Raw genomic sequence first — 19,769 nt, 5'->3', positions numbered from 1 at the left:
GGCAGGGGACAAGAGGGTGGCAGTGAGTCAGACGCGGGCGCCGGCCGGTCCGTTCCGGGGCGGCCCGCCCCTCGGCTCCGGCCGGCTACCGGTCCTTGACGCTTCCGCCGGCCGGCGGTCGGCTGACCCCCCACCGGGTGGCGAGCCGGGCGGACACCGGACCAGCCGTCTCTGCCGGGCTCGCCACGGCCCGGGAGATCCTGCGGCAGACCATCACCACCGCCGAGACGGCGTCCGAGGTGCCCACGCCGTCCTGGCCGGAGCAGGGCCGGGGCGAGCCGGCGGGGTCCGGCGCCCGGAAGCGGAACCGTCCCCGTTCCAGATCGTTGGCCGAAGCAGTGGCCTGGGCCACGCCGACTCCATAGCATCGATCCACCAAGGTCGAGACTCCGTCGCACGATCTGCCGGGAGGCCATGTGTTCCGCCGTAGGACAGCGCTCTCCGTATCCGCCACCGCCGGCCTGCTGGCCGCGGCCCCGTTGCTCGCGGCCTGTGGCAGTGCGGCCCATCCCGGGGCCGCGGCCATCGTGGACGGGAAGCGGATCACCGTCGCGCAGTTGCAGGCGAAGGTGAAGGATGTCCGCGCCGCGCAGGCCAAGTCGCCGCAGGGCGACCAGCTCATCATGAACACCGGCCGGCTGAGCCTGGCCACCCTCAACGGCATGATCTTCGACGAGGTGCTGGCCCGCGGTGCGCACGATGCCGGGGTGACGGTCACCCGGCGCGACGTCCAGCGGTGGCGGGCGCAGGCGGAGAAGCGGGCCGGCGGCGCAGACCGGCTGGAGGAGATGTGGCTCCAGCAGGGCATCGCCCCCGACGAGATCGACGCCACGGTCCGCAATCAGCTGCTGCTCGACGGTGTCGCCCAGCGGCTCGGCGCGGACCGCGGCAAGCCGCAGGGCCAGCAGAAGCTCGCCCAGGCGCTGGCCAAGACCTCCCGGTCCATGGGGATCGATGTCAATCCGCGGTTCGGCAAGTGGGACGACCACCAGGTCGTCCTCGGCGAGACCAAGGACCCGTGGATCACCAGGGAGCCGGCGAAGCAGCAGGCCTGAGCCGCCCACCGGCGCCGGTCGTCCACCGCCCCCGGGCGTTGTCGGTGCGGTGCGTTACGTTCGAGGCGTGAACGCTGACGCCTCTGCCGCCGACACCGGCGCCGAAGCCCGCCCCGAGGGCACCGGCACCGGACGCCTGGTCCTGCTCACCACCAGCCACCGGGTCGCCCCCGGACTCCTGTCCTGGCCCGCCTGGCAGGTCCTGCGCGGGGCGGACCGGGTGCTGTGTGCCGACCCGGACCATCCGCAGCTGCCCTATCTGCGGGAAGCCGGCATCGAGGTGGAGACGGCCGCCCCCGCCGCCCGGGAGCTCGTCGACTACTGCGTGCCGGGCGGCCGTACGGCCGTCGTCCTGACCTCGGCGGACGGCGAGAGCACGCTGACCGACGGCCTGGCCCGGCTGGCCGGTTCCGGCCGCGAGACCATGCCGGACCTGGAGCTGCTGCCCGGCTCCTACGACCTGCCCGGCGCCCGGCTGCTCGACCTCGTCCAGGTCATGGACCAGATCCGCGCCGCCTGCCCCTGGAGCAGCATCCGTACGCACCGCGACCTCGCCAAGTACGGCATCGAGGAGGCGTACGAGCTGGTCGAGGCCATTGAGGAGGACGATCGCGAGGCGCTGCGCGAGGAGTTGGGCGATGTCCTCCTCCAGGTCGTCTTCCACGCCCGGATCGCCCAGGACGACCCCGACGAGCCGTTCTCCCTCGACGATGTCGCGGGCGGGATCGTCGAGAAGCTGATCCGCCGCCATCCCCATGTCTTCGGGGAGGCGGACGCGGCGACCCCGGAGGACGTCAGGGCGCACTGGCTGCGGGTGAAGGCGGAGGAGAAGCAGCGCGATTCGATTACCGAGGGCGTGCCGCTGGCCCAGCCCGGTCTGGCGCTGGCGGCGAAGCTCGCCTCGCGCGCCCGCACGGCAGGGCTCGATGTCCCGCCCCCGGCCGGCCAGGGCATCGGGTACGAACTGCTGGCACTGGCGATACGGGCCGAGACGGAGGGCGTGGACCCGGAGGCGGCCCTCCGGGCGGCGGCACGGGCCTACCGGGATGCGGTGGTGGCTGCCGAAGGCGGCGCCCGTTCGTGACTCCTCCGGCGCGGGGGAATCGTCGGTCGCGTGAGGGCGTGAGGGCGTGAGGGCGTGAGGGCGTGAGGCGTGACGGGCCGGCGAAGGGGAGGGCGGGATGAGCTACGAACTGCACGCCGTGATCGGCGGCGGGGAGATGCTGCGCGGTGCGTCGCGGGGGATGGCTGCTGCCCGGCCGGCATCGATCGGCCAGAGACGACCGCCGCTTCCCCACTGATCCCGGCTCCCCAGCACAGTGGCTCGACGGCGAGCACGCCACCCGCACTCGCTGGCACAGCCTGGTCACTGTCAGGCGCGAGCACCTGCGCGCCACCCCATAATGCGCTGTGGCTCCGCCGGAACCGGCGAAGCCACAGCGCGCGACCAGCCTCGGCGACCGGCGCATGATCGTCAACGGACTGCGAGCCAGTGGTCCAAGCCGGGGTTGCCGGCTTCCCCTGAGTCGGTAGGCCCTGCTGCTAGTCCGTTCCCAGCCGGAGGCTGCGCTCGATGGGGCCGGGGCCGACGGGAAGAAGACCAAGCGCCGTGGCAACAAGGTGACGCTGCTGACGGGCTTCGTAGGCTCGTTGCCGACCTGACCTTCGGCAGTAGTCCGGTGGCCGTCCTGCAGATGCTTGGGGGAAGAACATGCCCCCGCAGAAGATGCACTCTCGGCCTGTGTCGCGGTTCGGGATAGAGGCAGTCATCGGCGGGAACCGTGGGAGTGGACCTTGGCGTGGCGGTGTTCGCCGCGACCTCGGGCCCATTGGTCGTCGGTGATGACAAGGTCCAGCTGTTCGCGAGCCAAGCCGCCGCAGCCGCAGTCTGTTCGTCTGCACCCGCTGCCGGCACACGACACACGCCGACACCGGCGCCGCCGTCAACATCAAACGCCGCGCCCAGAGCGCCGCTCCCAGACCCGACTGAGGGGGAGTGAAATGCTGCGATAGCAGACCTTGCGGCGTGCATACGTACGCGTTAGGTGCAGATGCAGTCGGGCACCGTCTACCACCCGCGAAGCCGCCCATGCAGAAGGGGCACCCCGGAAACGGGGCGCCCCTTCCGATCGGCTCATCCACCGACCTGCTGCGCAGGGTGTGGGATGTGACCCCACGGTGACATCGCTGCCACGCCGGTGGTCACGACCGGGCCCGGTACCAGCACAACACTGCCCTGACCTGCCCGGTTCGGCCCGCCTATGCGCGGATGCGCACCCGGGACGAGCAGTCGGAGCCGAGCGGGCCGACTATGCACGCCCGCATCGTGTAGGCGGTGCCTTCGGGGAGGTTTCCGCCCTTGCAGGAATCGTGGCCGGGGCTCTTGCTGGTGGCGGTCCGGCCGGTGCTGAGCTCGCCCCGGATGCCCTCAGAGTTGGAGAACTGGTCGCTGGCGCACAGCTTGTCGCCGCCCGCGCTCCACTCGACGTAGCCGTGGACCGTGCCCCTGGCCTTGGCGACGATGCGGACGTCGCCGTTGGAGTAGGTGTAGGTCTTCCAGCTCATGCCGCTGTCGGCGGAGGCGGGGGTGGCGGTAAGACCGGTGAGGGCGCCGGCGAGCAGTCCGGCGGAGGCGAACGCGGCCAGGGCCGTACGTATGCGCACGAAAGATCCTTTCACATGGGTGTTGATCACGCCTATTCAAGACCATGTCGATCAACGATCACTCAACACCCCCGCTACGAGCGACAGTTGCTGGCCCCGCTGATCCGCGGATTGATCGTCGCGCTCTTGAGGAAACGAGTCGCTTGCTGCCGGGCCCAGTCATTCTTCATTGCCCCGAAGACCGCTGGCGCATGGTCGAGGTGTACGACGCGTTGCGCAAGGACAAGACGCGCCGAACCCGGCGCCTGAGCGGATGCAACATCGTTGCATCCTTCGTCGACGCCGCAGATCATCCCTGGGAGTGAACCATCGGCTCGCCACGACGCCTGCGCTCACGAGCAGGGGATGTCGTCGTGTTCCTCAGCCGGCGAATGTTGCATCCAGTGCAATTCATCCCTTTTTCTGCCCGGTCGGGTATCTGGAATTGCAGGTCGTACCACCACACGACCGCCCGGTCCCGGCGCCGCCGGACGACGGCGGCCTGTAGGTGTTCTCCGTCCGGCAGGCGCACCTCCACTTTCGGGGCCGCTTGGCCCGCGGTGCCGGCCTCGGCCCGTCGCCGGCGGCCGTGGCGTTCCTGACGGAGCTGGGGGTGGATCCGGCGTAGTGCTGGGGGTCCGGCGTAGCGGAGGGGGTGCGGCGTAGCGCAGGCGGTGCGGTGGGGGCCGGACAGCGCGCGGGCGCACCACGGTGCGCCCACCGGTTACGGTCGGAAGGTGCACGACAAGCCCGACACCCCCGCCGCCGACGACTTCGCGGGCCGCGCCGCCCCCGACGCCTCCGCACTCGCGGGCCGCCCCGCCGCCGACGCCCCCGCGGGCCGTCCGTCCCCTGCCGCCGACGCCGCCGCGGGCTGCCCCGCCGGGTCCGCCCCCGAGCTGTTCACCTGGGAGTTCGCCGCCGACCCCTACCCCGCGTATGCCTGGCTGCGGGAGCATGCGCCGGTGCACCGGACCGAGCTGCCCAGCGGCGTCGAGGCCTGGCTGGTGACCCGGTACACCGAGGCGCGGCAGGCGCTCGCCGACGGCCGGCTGTCGAAGAACCCGGTGCACCACAGCGAGGCCGCGCACGGGAAGGGCAAGGTCGGCATCCCCGGTGAGCGCAGCGCCAACCTGATGACGCATCTGCTCAACATCGACCCCCCGGACCACACCCGGCTGCGCCGGCTGGTCTCGAAGGCCTTCACCCCGCGCCGGGTGGCCGCCTTCGCCCCGCGCGTCCAGGAGCTCACCGACCACCTCATCGACCGGTTCGCGACGGAGGGCGAGGCCGACCTCATCCATGAGTTCGCCTTCCCGCTGCCCATCTACGCGATCTGCGACCTGCTGGGCGTGCCGCGCGAGGACCAGGACGACTTCCGCGACTGGGCGGGCATGATGATCCGGCACGGCGGGGGGCCGCGCGGCGGCGTCGCCCGGTCCGTGAAGAAGATGCGCGGCTATCTCGCCGAGCTGATCCACCGCAAGCGCGAAACCCTCGGCGACACCGCGGAGGCGGACGAGGACCTGATCTCCGGCCTGATCCGGGCCTCGGACCACGGCGAGCACCTCACCGAGAACGAGGTCGCCGCGATGGCCTTCATCTTGCTGTTCGCCGGTTTTGAGACGACCGTGAACTTGATCGGCAACGGCCTCTACGCCCTGCTGCGCCACCCGGCCCAGCGCGAGCTGCTGCAGAAGTCGATCACAGCGGGCGACACCGACCTGCTCACCACCGGCATCGAGGAACTGCTCCGTTACGACGGCCCCGTGGAGCTGGCGACCTGGCGGTTCGCGACGCAGGAACTGACTCTGGGCGGGCAGCGGATCGCGAAGGGCGACCCGGTCCTGGTGGTACTGGCCGCCGCCGACCGCGATCCGGCGCGCTTCACCGAGCCGGATGTCCTGGATCTGACCCGTCGTGACAACCAGCACCTGGGGTACGGGCACGGCATCCACTACTGCCTGGGCGCGCCGCTCGCCCGGCTCGAAGGGCAGGCCGCGCTGGCGACGCTGCTGACCCGGCTGCCGGACCTCCGGCTCGCGGCGGAACCGGACGCCTTGCGCTGGCGTGGCGGGCTCATCATGCGCGGACTGCGGTCGCTGCCGGTGGAGTTCTCGCCCGAGCGCCCTGACCAGCAACAAGGTCAGAAGTGACAGAGAGTCAGGTGCGTGACCTTCGCGTGATCTGCACTACACCGACTTGTGACTACCCGTGACCCCGGCTACCTTTCCACCGACGATCGACGGGCTTCACCCGATCGGCCGAAGCGGTGATGTGGGGGACCGGTGTAACGGTGCGCCGCGTGCGCGTCGGCCGGGCGGGTACCCGTCGAGCAGCTCACAGAGCTCGTCGTACAACTCAACCGCCGCGCGAAAGGCATCCGCATGCGTTCCGGGAACGGCCGACACCGTCGACCCCGCCAGGCACCGGCCATCTTTGTCACGGCGGGAGTGACCGGCGCCGGTTTCGCCCTGCCACTGCTCGCCGCGAGTGGCGCCCACGCCGCCGACACCGCGACCTGGGACAAGGTCGCGCAGTGTGAGACCGGTGGCGTCTGGAGCGCGGCTTCGGGCAACAGCTACTACGGCGGGCTGCAGCTCACCCAGGAGATGTGGGACAACTACGGCGGCTCGGCCTACGCCTCACGCCCCGACCTCGCCAGCCGCTCCCAGCAGATCGCGGTGGCCGAGTCGATCCTCCACCACCGCGGCCCGGAAGTCTGGTCGAGCTGTGCGGTGAGCGCCGGTCTGACCAAGGACGGCCAGGCGCCGGAGGTCGACCCGGGCAGCACCGCCACCCCCTCGCCCGCCCCGTCGGACGACGGCGGCTCCCCGGACCCCTGGGACTCGTCCGGCAGCCCTGACGCTTCGGGCTCCGCCGGGACGCACGACGGGACGCACGACGGGCCCGGCGACGAGCCGTCCGCTCCGACGCCGTCGCCCGACGCCTCGGACTCCGCCGGGACGCACGAGCCCGGCGACGAGGCATCGGGCCCCGCGACGCCGGGCGACCGGGCCGACGACCCGTCGCGGTCCACCGACCCGTCCACCGGCCCGTCGCACTCCGCCGACCCGTCCGATGACCCGCCGCAGCCGGCCGACCCGTCCGCCGACCCGTCCGAGGGCGGCAGCCGTACGGACACCTCCGGCACGCCGCGGGAGACGCCCGCGAAGGGCAAGCACCGCGGCGGTGCGGGCGACGAGGGCGCCGACGACGACGGCAGGTCCTCCGGCGGCCGGCACGCCTCGCGCGGCGACGCCGGGCGCACCGGCCCGGCCGCCGACGGCGACTACACCGTGCGCCCGGGTGACACGCTGTCAGCCATCGCCTCGGCCCACCGGCTGTCCGGCGGCTGGAGCGCCCTCTACGACCGCAACGAGGACGTCATCGGCTCCGACGCGGACCTGATCAAGCCGGGCCAACTGCTCGATCTCGGGCACTCCGCGGGGTAATTCGCCGCCGTTCGACCGCTTTTGGGAAAGTGAGACAAGGGTCTCGTTGACTCGGCTGAACCTCGGTGTGTACCGCCTCGGTAAACCGGGGTTCACCTGCGGGTATGTGACCCAGTCGTGATCAAAAGCGGTCAACTTGGTTCAGATGGTGGGGTTTGAACCCCAAGCCCATTACTGCTTAACGTCAGGACCGCTCGCCAAAGCGGGCCCTTTGATCACACGCCGAATCCTGCCGGTGATCGGAGGCACTTGACGCGCAAGCGCCGAAGGCAGGAGCGGGGGAACCAAGGTAAGTGCCGGCCCCGCCCGTGAAAGCGGGTCAGCCGGCTTGGGGTGAAGCCACGTGCGTCACGCGCACACGGCCGGGCGATTCTCACAGCCCGAACCCGACAGCTCACCTCGTAGGCGTCGGTGAGGAAACGAACGAACCATGCTGATCATCAAGGGCAAGCACCGTCGTCCCTCCAAGGCCGTCCGCGTCGCCACCCTCGCCGGCATCGCCGGTGCTGCCGTGGCCGTCCCGCTGATGGGCGCCACCTCCGCCTCCGCCGCCTCCGTCTCCACCTGGGACAAGGTCGCCCAGTGCGAGTCCGGCGGCAACTGGTCGATCAACACCGGTAACGGCTACTACGGTGGCCTGCAGTTCTCCAACTCCAGCTGGGCCGCCGCCGGTGGCACCAAGTACGCCCCGCGCGCCGACCTGGCCAGCAAGTCCCAGCAGATCGCCGCCGCCGAGAAGCTTCTCGCCATCCAGGGCCCGGGCGCCTGGTCCTGCGCCGGCGCCGGCAACCTGACCTCCGGCGGCCCCGCGGCCGACGTCGACACCTCCGGCTCCGCGCAGACCAAGTCCGCGCCCCAGCAGGACCAGGGCTCCGCCAAGGCCGAGACGAAGAAGGCCCCGGCCGCTCCCGAGCAGCACGCCTCGCGCTCGACCGAGCGCAAGTCCATGGGCCACGGCAACTACACCGTCAAGGCGGGCGACACCCTCGCCAAGATCGCCAAGGCGCACGGCACCGACTGGAAGTCCGTCTACAAGGCCAACAAGTCGGTCATCGGCGGCAACCCGAACCTGATCTTCCCGGGTCAGAAGCTCAACGTCTGAGTCTCCTTCTCACCGGGATCGGACGGGCCCGAGCGGCGAGCCCCCTTCCCGTGTGAGACCTCCGTGAGACCGCTTCCTGCGTGAGACCGCCCCGCCCGGCGCGCCCTTCCCCCCAGCGCGTCGCGGCGGGGCTTCTCTCGTCCGGCGCCGTGCCCGGGCCGCCGCAGCCGAGACGGCCGCACGCCGGTGACCGGCGACGATCACGGTTTTTTCCCATTCAGCGAACAATGCCCTGAAATCTCCCGCGAACTGGGTCTTTGGGGAGTATTCCGGGCCGTTCCGTCCCACGGAGCGGGCCAAGGGCGGGCGGACGCACCCCGGGCCGTTAGGCTCATGCGCAGAACGCCAGACACCCACGAAGGAGACAACGTGCCGTCGATCGACGTCGTCGTAGCCCGCGAAATTCTCGACTCGCGAGGTAATCCCACGGTCGAGGTCGAGGTCGGCCTCGACGACGGCAGCACCGGCCGTGCCGCCGTGCCGTCCGGCGCCTCCACCGGCGCCTTCGAGGCCATCGAGCTTCGTGACGGCGACCCGAACCGCTACCTGGGCAAGGGCGTGGAGAAGGCCGTCCTGGCCGTCATCGAGCAGATCGGCCCGGAGCTCGTCGGCTACGACGCCACCGAGCAGCGGCTGATCGACCAGGCCATGTTCGACCTGGACGCCACCGACAACAAGGGCTCGCTCGGCGCCAACGCCATCCTCGGCGTCTCCCTCGCCGTCGCGCACGCCGCCTCCGAGGCCAGCGACCTCCCGCTGTTCCGCTACCTCGGCGGCCCGAACGCGCACGTCCTGCCCGTCCCGATGATGAACATCCTGAACGGCGGCTCGCACGCCGACTCCAACGTGGACATCCAGGAGTTCATGATCGCCCCGATCGGCGCGGAGTCCTTCTCCGAGGCGCTGCGCTGGGGCGCCGAGGTCTACCACACCCTCAAGAAGGTCCTGAAGGAGCGCGGGCTGTCCACCGGCCTCGGCGACGAGGGCGGCTTCGCCCCGAACCTGGGCTCCAACCGCGAGGCCCTGGACCTCATCCTGGAGGCCATCAAGCAGGCCGGTTACGCCCCCGGCCAGGACATCGCGCTCGCGCTGGACGTCGCCGCCTCCGAGTTCTACAAGGACGGCAAGTACCAGTTCGAGGGCAAGGACCGCTCGGCCGCCGAGATGACCGAGTACTACGAGGAGCTGGTCGCGGCCTACCCGCTCGTCTCCATCGAGGACCCGCTCTTCGAGGACGACTGGGCCGGCTGGAAGGTCATCACCGACAAGCTCGGCGCCAAGGTCCAGCTCGTCGGCGACGACCTGTTCGTCACCAACCCCGAGCGCCTGGCCCGCGGCATCGAGGAGGGCTCCGCCAACGCGCTGCTGGTGAAGGTCAACCAGATCGGCTCGCTGACCGAGACCCTGGACGCCGTCGAGCTGGCCCAGCGCAACGGCTTCAAGTGCATGATGTCGCACCGCTCCGGTGAGACCGAGGACGTCACCATCGCCGACCTCGCCGTCGCCACCAACTGCGGCCAGATCAAGACCGGCGCCCCGGCCCGCTCCGAGCGCGTCGCCAAGTACAACCAGCTGCTGCGCATCGAGGAGATCCTCGACGACGCCGCGGTCTACGCCGGCCGCTCCGCCTTCCCGCGGTTCCGCCACAGCTGACCGCACCAGGCCCGCTGCCCGCCCGACCGGGGCAGAGGGCCGATCGGGCGAGGCAACCGCCCAGCACCCCGTACGTCCCCGGCGACGGTCCCGTACCGTTGCCGGGGACGTGCCTGCTTGAAGCAGTCAGGCGTCCGTCAGTGAAGGGGAGACGACGTGCCCGCGGACCGGTTCTCGACCGCGACCCGACTCAAGGCGCTCGGCGAGCAGGCCGCCGCCCGCGTCTACCGCGCCCGCCCGCCCCGCCGTAACCGCCTCACCGGCCGCGCCGCCCTGCTGGCGCTGGTGATGTGCTCCCTGGTGGTCGCCCTCGCGTACCCGATAAGGCAGTACGTCTCCCAGCGCTCCGACATCGCCGACCAGCGCCGCAAGGCCCAGGACGCGGGCGCCGCCCTCGACCGGCTGCGCGAGCAGAAGGCGCGCTGGCAGGACCCCGACTTCGTACGCCAGCAGGCCCGCCGGCATCTGCACTACCTCATGCCGGGCGAGACCGGCTATATCGTCCAGGACGGCTCCGCCACCGGCTCGGCACCGAAGGGGCCGCGAGCGGCGCAGCGCCCCTGGTACGAGAATCTGTGGGACACCGTCGACGCGGCCGACAAGCGGTAGCCCCCGGCTGCCCGTACCGCCGCCCGGCGGCAGCCCGTAGTGTCGGGGCCGGACGGCCGCCCCGCCGCCACCTCACCACTCACCTCACCGAAAGCGCACATGGACACCCCCCCGCCCCAGACCGAGCCCACCGAGCCCACCGACGCGGACATCGCCGCCTTCCGGGAACAGCTCGGCCGCCCGCCGCGCGGCCTGCGCGCCATCGCGCACCGCTGCCCCTGCGGGCAGCCGGACGTCGTCGAGACGGCGCCGCGCCTGGAGGACGGCACGCCCTTCCCCACGCTCTACTACCTCACCTGCCCGCGCGCGGCCTCCGCGATCGGCACGCTGGAGGCCAACGGCGTGATGAAGGAGATGACCGAGCGGCTGGCGAGCGACCCCGAGCTCGCCGCCGCCTACCGGGCCGCCCACGAGGACTACATCCGCCGGCGGGACGCCATCGAGGTGCTGCAGGGCTTCCCGAGCGCGGGCGGCATGCCGGACCGGGTCAAGTGCCTGCACGTCCTCGTCGGCCATTCGCTGGCCGCCGGGCCGGGCGTCAACCCGCTCGGCGACGAGGCGCTGGCGATGCTGCCGGAGTGGTGGAAGAAGGGGCCGTGCGTGACCCCCTGCCAGGACACCTCCGGCGGCCCGGACGCCCCCGGGGACCGGGACGCTGCCGAAGGAGACGCCAAGTGAAGCGGGTCGCCGCCATCGACTGCGGTACGAACTCCCTCCGGCTGCTGGTCGCGGACGTCACCGTGCCCGAGGCCTCCTCCGGGCCCGGGGCGGCGGGCGAGCTCAAGGACCTCGAACGCCGGATGGAGATCGTCCGGCTGGGGCAGGACGTGGACCGCACCGGGCGGCTGGCGCCCGAGGCGCTGGAGCGCACCTTCGCGGTCTGCCGCGAGTACGCCGCCGTGATCAAGGGCCTGGGCGCCGAGCAGGTCCGCTTCGTGGCGACCTCCGCCTCCCGGGACGCGGAGAACCGTGCGGACTTCGTCCGCGGTGTGCGGGACATCCTGGGCGTGGAGCCCGAGGTGATCACCGGCGACCAGGAGGCGGAGTTCTCCTTCATCGGGGCCACCAAGGACCTCACCGGCCGTGCGGACTTGGCGCGGCCCTTCCTGGTGGTCGACATCGGCGGCGGCTCGACCGAGTTCGTGCTCGGTGACGACTCCGTCCGCGCCGCCCGCTCGGTCGACGTCGGCTGTGTCCGGATGACCGAACGGCATCTGGCGCACGGCGGTGAGGCCCACCCGTCTCCCGGCCACCGCCCCTCAACGAGTGCCGCGCACGCCTCTCTCACCGACCCGCCGACCCCGGGGCAGATCAGCGCCATGAAGGCCGATATCGCCGCGGCGCTGGACCGGGCCGCGGAGACCGTCCCGCTGGACGAGGCCGCCACCCTCGTGGGCCTGGCCGGCTCGGTGACCACGGTCGCCGCGATCGCGCGGGGCCTGGAGGGCTACGACTCCGGGGCCATCCACCACTCGGTGATCTCCCTGGCCGAGGTCCGCGAGATCACCGAGCGCCTGCTGACCTCCACCCATGCCGAGCGCGCGGCCATCCCCGTGCTCCACCCGGGCCGGGTCGATGTGATCGGCGCGGGTGCGCTGGTGCTGCTGTCGGTCATGGAGCGGACCGGCGCCGAGAAGGTCATCGCGAGCGAGCACGACATCCTCGACGGCATCGCCTGGAGCCTCGCCGGCTGAGGGCGGCGGAGAAGCGGCAGAGGCCGGCAACGGCCTCTGCCGCGGAGTTTTCTGAGCGGGTGTGATGCCCGTCCGAGCGCACTACAGGGGGCTCGGGAGGGCTCCGCGGAGGGCCCCGCGGAGAAAGTTCGTGAAATCCTTCACATGAAAATCCCTCCCGTTGGACGAACAATCTGATCGTCCGACCCTCATTCGAAGGCTCCAGGGCGTCTCGACCCGGAAAATGCGCGGCGGCCGGTGCGCGGGCGGCGCGCCGACACAGGCGGTGGTTCACCCGCCCGGCGGACGACAATCCCTGATCAACAGGGGTCTCCAACGCCTCGCGGCACCCGGTGGTTCCGGATTGGACTATGGCGTCGGTCACGAAGCTGGCGGAGTGTAGCAGATGCCCCTGGCTTGCTTGTGAAGGGGCTCACGAGCGACCCCCCATGTGGGGGTGGATACTCGATTGCATGAGCACCACGGAGCGTCCCAGGATCCTCGTTGTAGGCGGTGGGTACGTAGGCCTGTACGCGGCACGTCGCATCCTCAAGCAGATGCGGTACGGCGAGGCGACCGTCACGGTCGTCGACCCGCGCTCGTACATGACGTACCAGCCCTTCCTCCCCGAAGCTGCAGCCGGCAGCATCTCCCCCCGCCACGTCGTGGTGCCGCTACGACGCGTGCTCCCCAAGGCGGAGGTTCTCACCGGCCGGGTCACCACCATCGACCAGGACCGCAAGGTCGCCACGATCGCCCCGCTGGTCGGCGAGGCGTACGAGCTGCCCTTCGACTACCTGGTCATCGCGATGGGCGCGGTCTCCCGTACCTTCCCGATCCCCGGCCTGGCCGAGAACGGCATCGGCATGAAGGGCGTGGAAGAGGCCATCGGCCTGCGCAACCACGTGCTGGAGCAGCTGGACAAGGCCGACTCCACGACCGACGAGGACGTCCGCCGCAAGGCGCTGACCTTCGTCTTCGTGGGCGGTGGCTTCGCGGGTGCGGAGACCGTCGGTGAGGTCGAGGACATGGCCCGCGACGCCGCGAAGTACTACAACAACGTGAAGCGCGAGGACATGCGCTTCCTGCTGGTCGACGTCGCCGACAAGATCCTCCCCGAGGTCGGCCCGAAGCTCGGTGCCTACGGCAAGGAGCACCTCGAGGGCCGCGGGGTCGAGGTCTACCTCAAGACCGGCATGGACTCCTGCGTCGACGGCCATGTGAAGCTCAACAACGGCCTCGAGGTCGACTCCAACACCATCGTGTGGACCGCGGGCGTCAAGCCCAACCCGGCGCTGGCCCGCTTCGGTCTGCCGCTCGGCCCGCGCGGCCACGTCGACACCGGCGCCACCCTCCAGGTGCAGGGCACCGACTACATCTGGGCGGCCGGCGACAACGCCCAGGTCCCGGACATGGTCGGCCGCAAGAACGGCAACGAGAACGCCTGGTGCCCGCCGAACGCGCAGCACGCGCTGCGGCAGGCCAAGGTCCTCGGCGACAACGTGCTCTCCGGTATGCGGGGCTTCCCGCAGAAGGAGTACAGCCACGCCAACAAGGGTGCGGTCGCCGGTCTGGGCCTGCACAAGGGCGTCGCGATGATCGTCATGGGCAAGATGAAGATCAAGCTCAAGGGCCGTCTCGCCTGGTACATGCACCGCGCGTACCACGGCATGGCGATGCCGACGTTCAACCGCAAGATCCGGGTCTTCGCGGACTGGACGCTGGCCATGTTCCTCAAGCGCGAGGTCGTTTCGCTCGGCGCCATGGAGAACCCCCGCGAGGAGTTCTACGAGGCCGCCAAGCCGGCGCCGGCCCCGCCGACCGCCGCCGAGGCCGGGGACAAGACGAAGGCCAAGGCTTCCTGAATTCCCGGTCGGGTACTCCGACCAGCCCGAAGGGCGTCCGCCATCCGTGGGGCGGGCGCCCTTTGGCGTGTCCGCTCTGGCGGAAACCGGGCGGTGTGCGGTTCTCTTGCGTGTGAACGGGACTATCCGGGCGCCCCATTGGCGTTTACGTGGTGGGTGAAACTTCTTTGCCCGACTCGTCAACACGGAGGTGTGCGACATGGCCGACGCCGCTGGACGGCTCACCAAGCTCGCCGAGGAGGTGCTGGGAGTCCCGCTCCCGGTGCGCATCCGCGCCTGGGACCGCAGCGAGTCGGGCCCGCCGGGGGCACCCACGCTCGTCATCCGCCATCGCCGGGCGCTGCGCCGGCTGATGTTCAAACCGGGCGAGCTGGGCCTGGCCCGCGCCTGGGTGGCCGGCGACCTCGACATCGAGGGCGATCTCTACGACGCGCTCGACCGGCTCGCCGGACTGATCTGGGAGCGCGGCGACACGGCGGCGCCGCACCGCGCCGCCGCGCTGCGGGCGTTGGCCCGCCCGGAGGTCCGCGCCGCCGCCCGGGAGCTGCTGTCGCTGGCCGGTGCCCCCGTCCCGCCGACGCCGCCCGCGGAAGAGGTCAGACGCCGCCGTGGACCCCTGCACACCCTGCGGCGCGACAAGGAAGCCATCAGCCACCACTACGACGTCGGCAACGACTTCTACGCCCTGGTGCTCGGCCCGTCCATGGTCTACTCCTGCGCCTACTGGGGGACCGCCGAGGAGGGCGTCGCCACCCTGGAGGACGCCCAGCGCGGCAAGCTGGACCTGATCTGCCGCAAGCTCGGCCTCCGGAAGGACCTGCGGCTGCTGGACGTCGGCTGCGGCTGGGGCTCGATGGTGCTGCACGCGGCCCGCGAGTACGGCGTACGGGCGGTCGGCATCACCCTCTCCGAGGAGCAGGCCACCTTCGCCCGTAAGCGCATCGCCGAAGCCGGGCTGGCCGACCGGGTCGAGATCCGGGTGCAGGACTACCGCGAGATCCACGACGAGCCGTTCGACGCGATCTCCTCGGTCGGCATGGCCGAGCACGTCGGCCGCACCCGGTACGCGGAGTACGCCGGTGCCCTGTATGCGCTGCTCAAGCCCGGGGGGCGGCTGCTCAACCACCAGATCGCCCGGCGGCCGGTCGCGGACGAGTCGGCGTACCACGTCGACGAGTTCATCGACCGCTATGTGTTCCCGGACGGTGAACTGGCGCCGCTCGGCCGGACCGTCGGCCAGCTGGAGGACGCCGGCTTCGAGGTGCGGGACGTGGAGGCGATCCGCGAGCACTACGCCCTGACGCTGCGGCGCTGGGTCACCAACCTGGAGGAGCACTGGGACGAGGCGGCGCGGCTGACCTCCGTGGGCCGGGCCCGGGTGTGGCGGCTGTACATGGCCGCCTCCGCGCTGTCCTTCGAGCGCAACCGGATAGGAGTCAACCAGGTGCTGGCCGTCCGTACACCGGAGTCCGGGACCTCGGACCTGCCGTGGCGGGCGCGTGAGTGGCGCACCGGCACCCACCGCGGCTGAACGCCGCCCGCCCGCCCGCTGCCGTGCAGGAGCGGGCGGGCAACGGGGCCGCGCCGGGGCGCTATTCGGCCTTGATGGCGGCCAGCATGTTCAGCCGCGCCGCCCGGAACGCCGGCCACAGGGCGGCCAGTACGCCGACGAGCGCGGCCAGGCCGAGGAAGATGCCCATCCGGGCCCACGGCAGCATCAGTTCGTAGGTGGGCAGGTGGGCACTGATCAGCCGGCCGACCGCCCAGCCCATGAACACGCCGAGCCCGATGCCGAGCACCCCGCCGAACAGCGAGATGACCAGCGACTCCAGCCGCACCATCCGCTTGATGCCACGCCGGTCCAGGCCGATCGCCCGCAGCATGCCGATCTCCTGTGAGCGTTCGAAGACCGACATCGCCAGGGTGTTGACGACCCCGAGCACCGCGACGATCACGGCCATGGCCAGCAGGCCGTAGAGCATGTTCAGCAGCAGGGTGAACATCGAGGCGATGGCGTTCGAGACGTCCTTCTTGTCCGCGACGGTGACCGCCGGGTTCTTGCCGAGCGCCTTGACCAGGTCTTCCTTGTGTGCGTCGGTGGCGCCGCCGGCCATCTTCACCAGCAGCCGGCTGTCGCCGATGTCCTTCTGGTGCGGAGCCAGGGTGCGGTTGTCCAGGTAGACGCCGCTCAGCATCTGGTTGCCCTGGTAGACGCCCCCGACCGTCAGCGTGGACGTCTTGCCGTCCTGGAACGTCACGGGGAGGTGCGAGCCGGCCCGCCAGCCGTTGCGGGCAGCGGTGTCCTCGTCCACCAGGACCCGGTCGCCGCGCAGGGTGCCGAGCGACCCCTCGCTGATGTCGGGCCGGACGAGCGAGCCGAACTGTGCGCCGTCGACACCGGTCAGCCGGGTCGGATACCGGGCGGCGTCGCCGGTGCCGATCGTCGCCATGCCCTCGCGCAGCGGGGTGACGGCGGTGACGCCGGGCGCCTGGCGGACCTGCTTCTCCGTGGTGGTGGGCAGTGGGGCGTGGCCCTCCATGGAGATGGTGTAGTCGGCCTTCAGCGCGTCGACGGCCAGTTTGTCGATGGCCTGCTGCGTACTGCCCGCGATCACCGTCATGCCGGTGATCAGGGTCAGCCCGATCATCAGCGCGGAGGCGGTGGTGGCGGTACGGCGCGGATTGCGCAGCGCGTTCTGCCGGGCGAGGCGGCCGGAGGTGCCGAAGGCGCGCAGGACGGGGGCGGCCGGCGCGATCAGCGGACGGGACAGCAGCGGCGTCAGGATGAACACGCCGACCAGCAGCAGCATTCCGCCGCCGCCGAGCAGGATCTTGCTGGTGTCGTCGCCGTCGTACGTGGAGGTGGCGGCGATGACCGCGGCCGTACCGGCGCCCGCGACGAGCGCACCGAGGGTGTTGCGGACCACCAGCGACTTGGTGGTGGCGACGGCGTGCACGCTGTTCATCGCGGCGACCGGTGGGACCTTGGCGCCGCGCCGGGCGGGCAGCCAGGCGGCCAGCACCGTGATGACGATGCCGATGCCCAGGGCGGCGACGGCCGCGGAGGGCGAGACCACCAGCGGCCCCTCGGGGAACTTCGTGACGAAGCCGTTCAGCACCTCCCGCAGCAGTGCGGCGAGGCCGATCCCGGCCACCAGGCCCGAGACACCGGCGATCGCACCGACGAGGAACGCCTCGATCAGCACCGAGCGGGTGACCTGGCGCCGGCTCGCGCCGACCGCCCGCAGCAGCGCCAGCTCCTTGGTGCGCTGGGCGACCAGCATGGTGAAGGTGTTGGCGATGAGGAAGATGCCGACGAAGAGCGCGACGGCGGCGAAGGCCAGCAGCGCGGTCCTCATGCCCTCCGTCTTCTGGTCGATCGCCTTGGCCTCGGCGTCGGTGAGTTCCTTGCCGGTGGCGGTGGTGGCGCTGCCCTGGGGCAGCGCCTTGTCGATCGCCTGCCGCAGCGCGGCCTGGGACGTCCCGGCCGCGGCCTTGACGTCGATCTCGGTGTAGCCGCCGGACAGCCCGAACAGCTTCTGCGCGGTCGTGGTGTCGAACAGGGCCAGCGAGCCGCCGGCCGCGACCCGGCCGTCGTCGGTGGTGAAGATGCCGGTCAGCTTCTGCTGCCGGACCGGTCCGCCGGCGGATATCCGGACGGTGTCGCCGACGTGGTAGCCGCCCTTCGCCGCGGTGCCCGCGTCCAGCGCGAACTGGCCGGCGCCGGCGGGGGCCGTGCCCTGCTTCAGCGGATAGCGGGCGTCCTTGCCGTCCTTGCCGCGGAAGTAGTTGCTGCCGCGGCTGTTCTCGCCGGACGCGATCAGCTTGCCGTCCTTGTCGCCGACCCCGGTGAAGCCGTCGGCGGTGCCGGTGACGGAGGCGGCGCCGGGGAGGTGGGCCAGGGTGCCGAGCGCCTTGCCGTCGAGGCGGGAGTCCTTGGCACCGGTGGTGCCGGGCCCGTCGGGCGACGCCGGCAGCACGGCGACGTCGACGTTGTCGAAGCTCTTCTCGGAGCTGGTGCGGAAGGCGTCGGAGATGGTCGAGGTGAAGACCAGGGTGCCGGAGACGAAGGCCACGCCGAGCAGCACGGCGAGGACGGTCATCAGCAGCCGGGCCTTGTGCGCAAGCACATTGCGCAAGGCGGTACGGAACATGGGGGTCAGTCCTGGAGGAGAGGTCCGGAGTTCTGGCGGCGGTTGCTGATCAGGTCGTACGACGCCGGCCGTCGAAGCCCTTCATGCGCTCCAGCACCGTGTCGGCGGTCGGGCCGGCGAGGTCGTCGACGATCCGGCCGTCGGCGAGGAAGACCACGCGGTTCGCGTACGAGGCGGCGACCGGGTCGTGGGTCACCATCACCACGGTCTGGCCCAGTTCGCGCACGGAGTTGCGCAGGAAGCCGAGGATCTCGGAGCCGGAGCGCGAGTCGAGGTTTCCGGTCGGCTCGTCGGCGAAGATGATCTCGGGCCGGGAGGCCAGCGCACGGGCGACCGCGACGCGCTGCTGCTGGCCGCCGGAGAGCTGGCCGGGGCGGTGCTTGAGACGCCCGGCCAGGCCGACGGTCTCCACGACGCGGTCCAGCCAGGCGCGGTCGGGCTTCCGGCCCGCTATGTCCATGGGCAGGGTGATGTTCTCCAGGGCGTTGAGGGTCGGCAGCAGGTTGAACGCCTGGAAGATGAAGCCGATCTTGTCGCGCCGGAGCTGGGTGAGCTTCTTGTCCTTCAGCCCGGTCAGTTCGGTGTCGCCGATCCGGGCGGAGCCGCCGGAGATCGCGTCCAGCCCCGCCATGCAGTGCATCAGGGTCGACTTGCCGGACCCGGAGGGGCCCATGATCGCGGTGAACTGGGCCTGCTGGAATGTGACGGAGACCGCGTCGAGGGCGACCACCTGGGTCTCGCCCTGTCCGTAGACCTTGGTGAGGTCCGTGGCGCGGGCGGCCGCCGCGGTGGCGCGGGGGGCGGGGGCGACGCCGGTGTGGGTGGTGGTCACGGGAACGGGCTCCTGTCGGGACGAAGGACCTCGGATCCGCGGCGGCCGTGAGGACGGCTGCCGCGAAGGGAAGCGGACCTTTCCATCGTGGGACAGGGCGGGGGCCCGGACGTCAACCCCTGTGCCCGTCCTGGGCCACACCTGGGAGGTAGCCGGGGAGTGCGGGTCATCCCTGGGGAGGAGCGGAACCCTGACGGGCGCTACTGCGTCCGGAGCGGCCGGACGGGCCGGTGCGGCGGCGGCGCGGGGGCTCGGAGAGGGCGTCGAGTTTCCGTCAATTCGGACAAGAAATTGCGTTGCGGGGTGTCCTGGCGAAGGCGGGCCTCAGGCATGTGCCCAAGGCCTGTACCCGGCACTGATGCTCCCTCAGTTGCCAATAAAATAAGACAACCTCGGGAAGAGCGGCCGATCTGTGTCGTGCGCTGCGGGCTACGCTCGTGCTGCCTCTTTGAGGTGGCATGGGGGGAGCCCAGGCCCGGATGGTGGAATGCAGACACGGCGAGCTTAAACCTCGCTGGCCTACGGGCCGTGCCGGTTCAAGTCCGGCTCCGGGCACTGCTCAAGCGCAACCTTGAGACCTTGAACCAACAACCATATAGATCCCAGGTCCCTGCCCTTCACCGGAACACGCCGGGAACGCAGGGACTTTGACGGTGCGGACGACGAGAGCCGCCCGCGGAAAACCGTGCCGGAAATATCCCGGGTTACCAAGTGAAGTGCCGCCATGA

At 71.1% G+C, this 19,769-nt stretch carries 16 protein-coding genes, 1 tRNA gene, 1 pseudogene and 1 riboswitch; of the genes and pseudogenes, 14 read left to right on the top strand and 4 right to left on the bottom strand.

Annotated elements, in window-relative coordinates; translation table 11 throughout:
* Window positions 1-85: 85 nt before the first annotated feature.
* On the bottom strand, window positions 86-352 hold the full coding sequence (locus tag ABZ851_RS25770) for a hypothetical protein (protein WP_361131861.1): 267 nt from the start codon (window positions 350-352) through the stop codon (window positions 86-88).
* A 64-nt stretch (window positions 353-416) separates the two neighbouring features.
* On the opposite strand from ABZ851_RS25770, the gene ABZ851_RS25765 reads away from it, so the two are divergent.
* The 3 genes and pseudogenes from ABZ851_RS25765 to ABZ851_RS25755 form a co-directional block, all read left to right on the top strand.
* Window positions 417-1,055, top strand: coding sequence for a SurA N-terminal domain-containing protein (locus tag ABZ851_RS25765; RefSeq protein ID WP_361131858.1), 639 nt, complete (start codon window positions 417-419; stop codon window positions 1,053-1,055).
* Window positions 1,056-1,122: 67 nt separating this feature from the next.
* On the top strand, window positions 1,123-2,139 hold the full coding sequence (locus tag ABZ851_RS25760) for a nucleoside triphosphate pyrophosphohydrolase (RefSeq protein WP_361131855.1): 1,017 nt from the start codon (window positions 1,123-1,125) through the stop codon (window positions 2,137-2,139).
* A gap of 795 nt (window positions 2,140-2,934) precedes the next feature.
* Window positions 2,935-3,045: pseudogene (locus ABZ851_RS25755) on the top strand (zinc ribbon domain-containing protein); the annotation flags it as partial.
* A 269-nt stretch (window positions 3,046-3,314) separates the two neighbouring features.
* On the opposite strand, the gene ABZ851_RS25750 reads toward ABZ851_RS25755, so the two are convergent.
* Window positions 3,315-3,719, bottom strand: a complete 405-nt coding sequence (locus ABZ851_RS25750; protein ID WP_361131852.1) for a hypothetical protein — start codon at window positions 3,717-3,719, stop codon at window positions 3,315-3,317.
* Window positions 3,720-3,763: 44 nt separating this feature from the next.
* Here ABZ851_RS25750 and ABZ851_RS25745 point away from each other — a divergent pair, with 44 nt between their 5' ends.
* From ABZ851_RS25745 to ABZ851_RS25700, 10 genes are all read left to right on the top strand, one after another.
* The gene (locus ABZ851_RS25745) at window positions 3,764-4,024 is read left to right on the top strand and encodes a hypothetical protein (protein WP_361131849.1); all 261 of its coding nucleotides are present in this window, start codon (window positions 3,764-3,766) and stop codon (window positions 4,022-4,024) included.
* 573 nt (window positions 4,025-4,597) lie between these two features.
* Window positions 4,598-5,854: a cytochrome P450 gene (locus tag ABZ851_RS25740; protein WP_336050666.1), complete on the top strand. Its 1,257-nt coding sequence runs from the start codon at window positions 4,598-4,600 to the stop codon at window positions 5,852-5,854.
* Between the two features lie 297 nt (window positions 5,855-6,151).
* Complete coding sequence (locus ABZ851_RS25735) at window positions 6,152-7,153, top strand: transglycosylase family protein (RefSeq protein ID WP_361131846.1); 1,002 nt, start codon at window positions 6,152-6,154, stop codon at window positions 7,151-7,153.
* Between the two features lie 210 nt (window positions 7,154-7,363).
* Window positions 7,364-7,576, top strand: a riboswitch (cyclic di-AMP (ydaO/yuaA leader).
* A 7-nt stretch (window positions 7,577-7,583) separates the two neighbouring features.
* Complete coding sequence (locus tag ABZ851_RS25730; protein ID WP_336050645.1) at window positions 7,584-8,255, top strand: transglycosylase family protein; 672 nt, start codon at window positions 7,584-7,586, stop codon at window positions 8,253-8,255.
* 333 nt (window positions 8,256-8,588) lie between these two features.
* Entirely contained in the window at window positions 8,589-9,908 is a 1,320-nt protein-coding gene (gene eno / locus ABZ851_RS25725; protein ID WP_336050644.1) for a phosphopyruvate hydratase, read from the top strand.
* Window positions 9,909-10,064: 156 nt separating this feature from the next.
* Window positions 10,065-10,517 (top strand): septum formation initiator family protein, encoded by a 453-nt coding sequence (locus tag ABZ851_RS25720; RefSeq protein WP_336050643.1) that lies wholly within the window; start codon window positions 10,065-10,067, stop codon window positions 10,515-10,517.
* Window positions 10,518-10,616: 99 nt separating this feature from the next.
* The gene (locus ABZ851_RS25715) at window positions 10,617-11,195 is read left to right on the top strand and encodes a DUF501 domain-containing protein (RefSeq protein ID WP_336050642.1); all 579 of its coding nucleotides are present in this window, start codon (window positions 10,617-10,619) and stop codon (window positions 11,193-11,195) included.
* Window positions 11,192-12,211: a Ppx/GppA phosphatase family protein gene (locus tag ABZ851_RS25710; RefSeq protein ID WP_361131841.1), complete on the top strand. Its 1,020-nt coding sequence runs from the start codon at window positions 11,192-11,194 to the stop codon at window positions 12,209-12,211. The genes ABZ851_RS25715 and ABZ851_RS25710 overlap by 4 nt, the downstream gene beginning before the upstream one ends.
* Window positions 12,212-12,663: 452 nt before the next feature.
* Window positions 12,664-14,055, top strand: coding sequence for an NAD(P)/FAD-dependent oxidoreductase (locus ABZ851_RS25705; protein WP_088798016.1), 1,392 nt, complete (start codon window positions 12,664-12,666; stop codon window positions 14,053-14,055).
* Window positions 14,056-14,254: 199 nt separating this feature from the next.
* A complete protein-coding gene (locus tag ABZ851_RS25700) occupies window positions 14,255-15,586 on the top strand; it encodes a cyclopropane-fatty-acyl-phospholipid synthase family protein (RefSeq protein ID WP_361131837.1) in 1,332 nt (443 codons plus the stop codon).
* A gap of 61 nt (window positions 15,587-15,647) precedes the next feature.
* On the opposite strand, the gene ABZ851_RS25695 is transcribed toward ABZ851_RS25700, so the two are convergent.
* On the bottom strand, window positions 15,648-18,209 hold the full coding sequence (locus ABZ851_RS25695; RefSeq protein ID WP_361131834.1) for an FtsX-like permease family protein: 2,562 nt from the start codon (window positions 18,207-18,209) through the stop codon (window positions 15,648-15,650).
* Between the two features lie 49 nt (window positions 18,210-18,258).
* A complete protein-coding gene (locus ABZ851_RS25690) occupies window positions 18,259-19,041 on the bottom strand; it encodes an ABC transporter ATP-binding protein (RefSeq protein ID WP_361131831.1) in 783 nt (260 codons plus the stop codon).
* Window positions 19,042-19,514: 473 nt separating this feature from the next.
* On the opposite strand from ABZ851_RS25690, the gene ABZ851_RS25685 reads away from it, so the two are divergent.
* Window positions 19,515-19,596: transfer RNA gene (locus ABZ851_RS25685), tRNA-Leu, on the top strand.
* The last annotated feature ends 173 nt before the right edge of the window (window positions 19,597-19,769 follow it).

This window comes from Streptomyces sp. NPDC047049 (genome assembly GCF_040643995.1).
GTDB classification, from domain to species: Bacteria; Actinomycetota; Actinomycetes; order Streptomycetales; family Streptomycetaceae; genus Streptomyces; species Streptomyces mooreae.
Note: the sequence above shows the minus strand (reverse complement) of the source record. Positions and strands in the feature narration are given on the sequence as shown.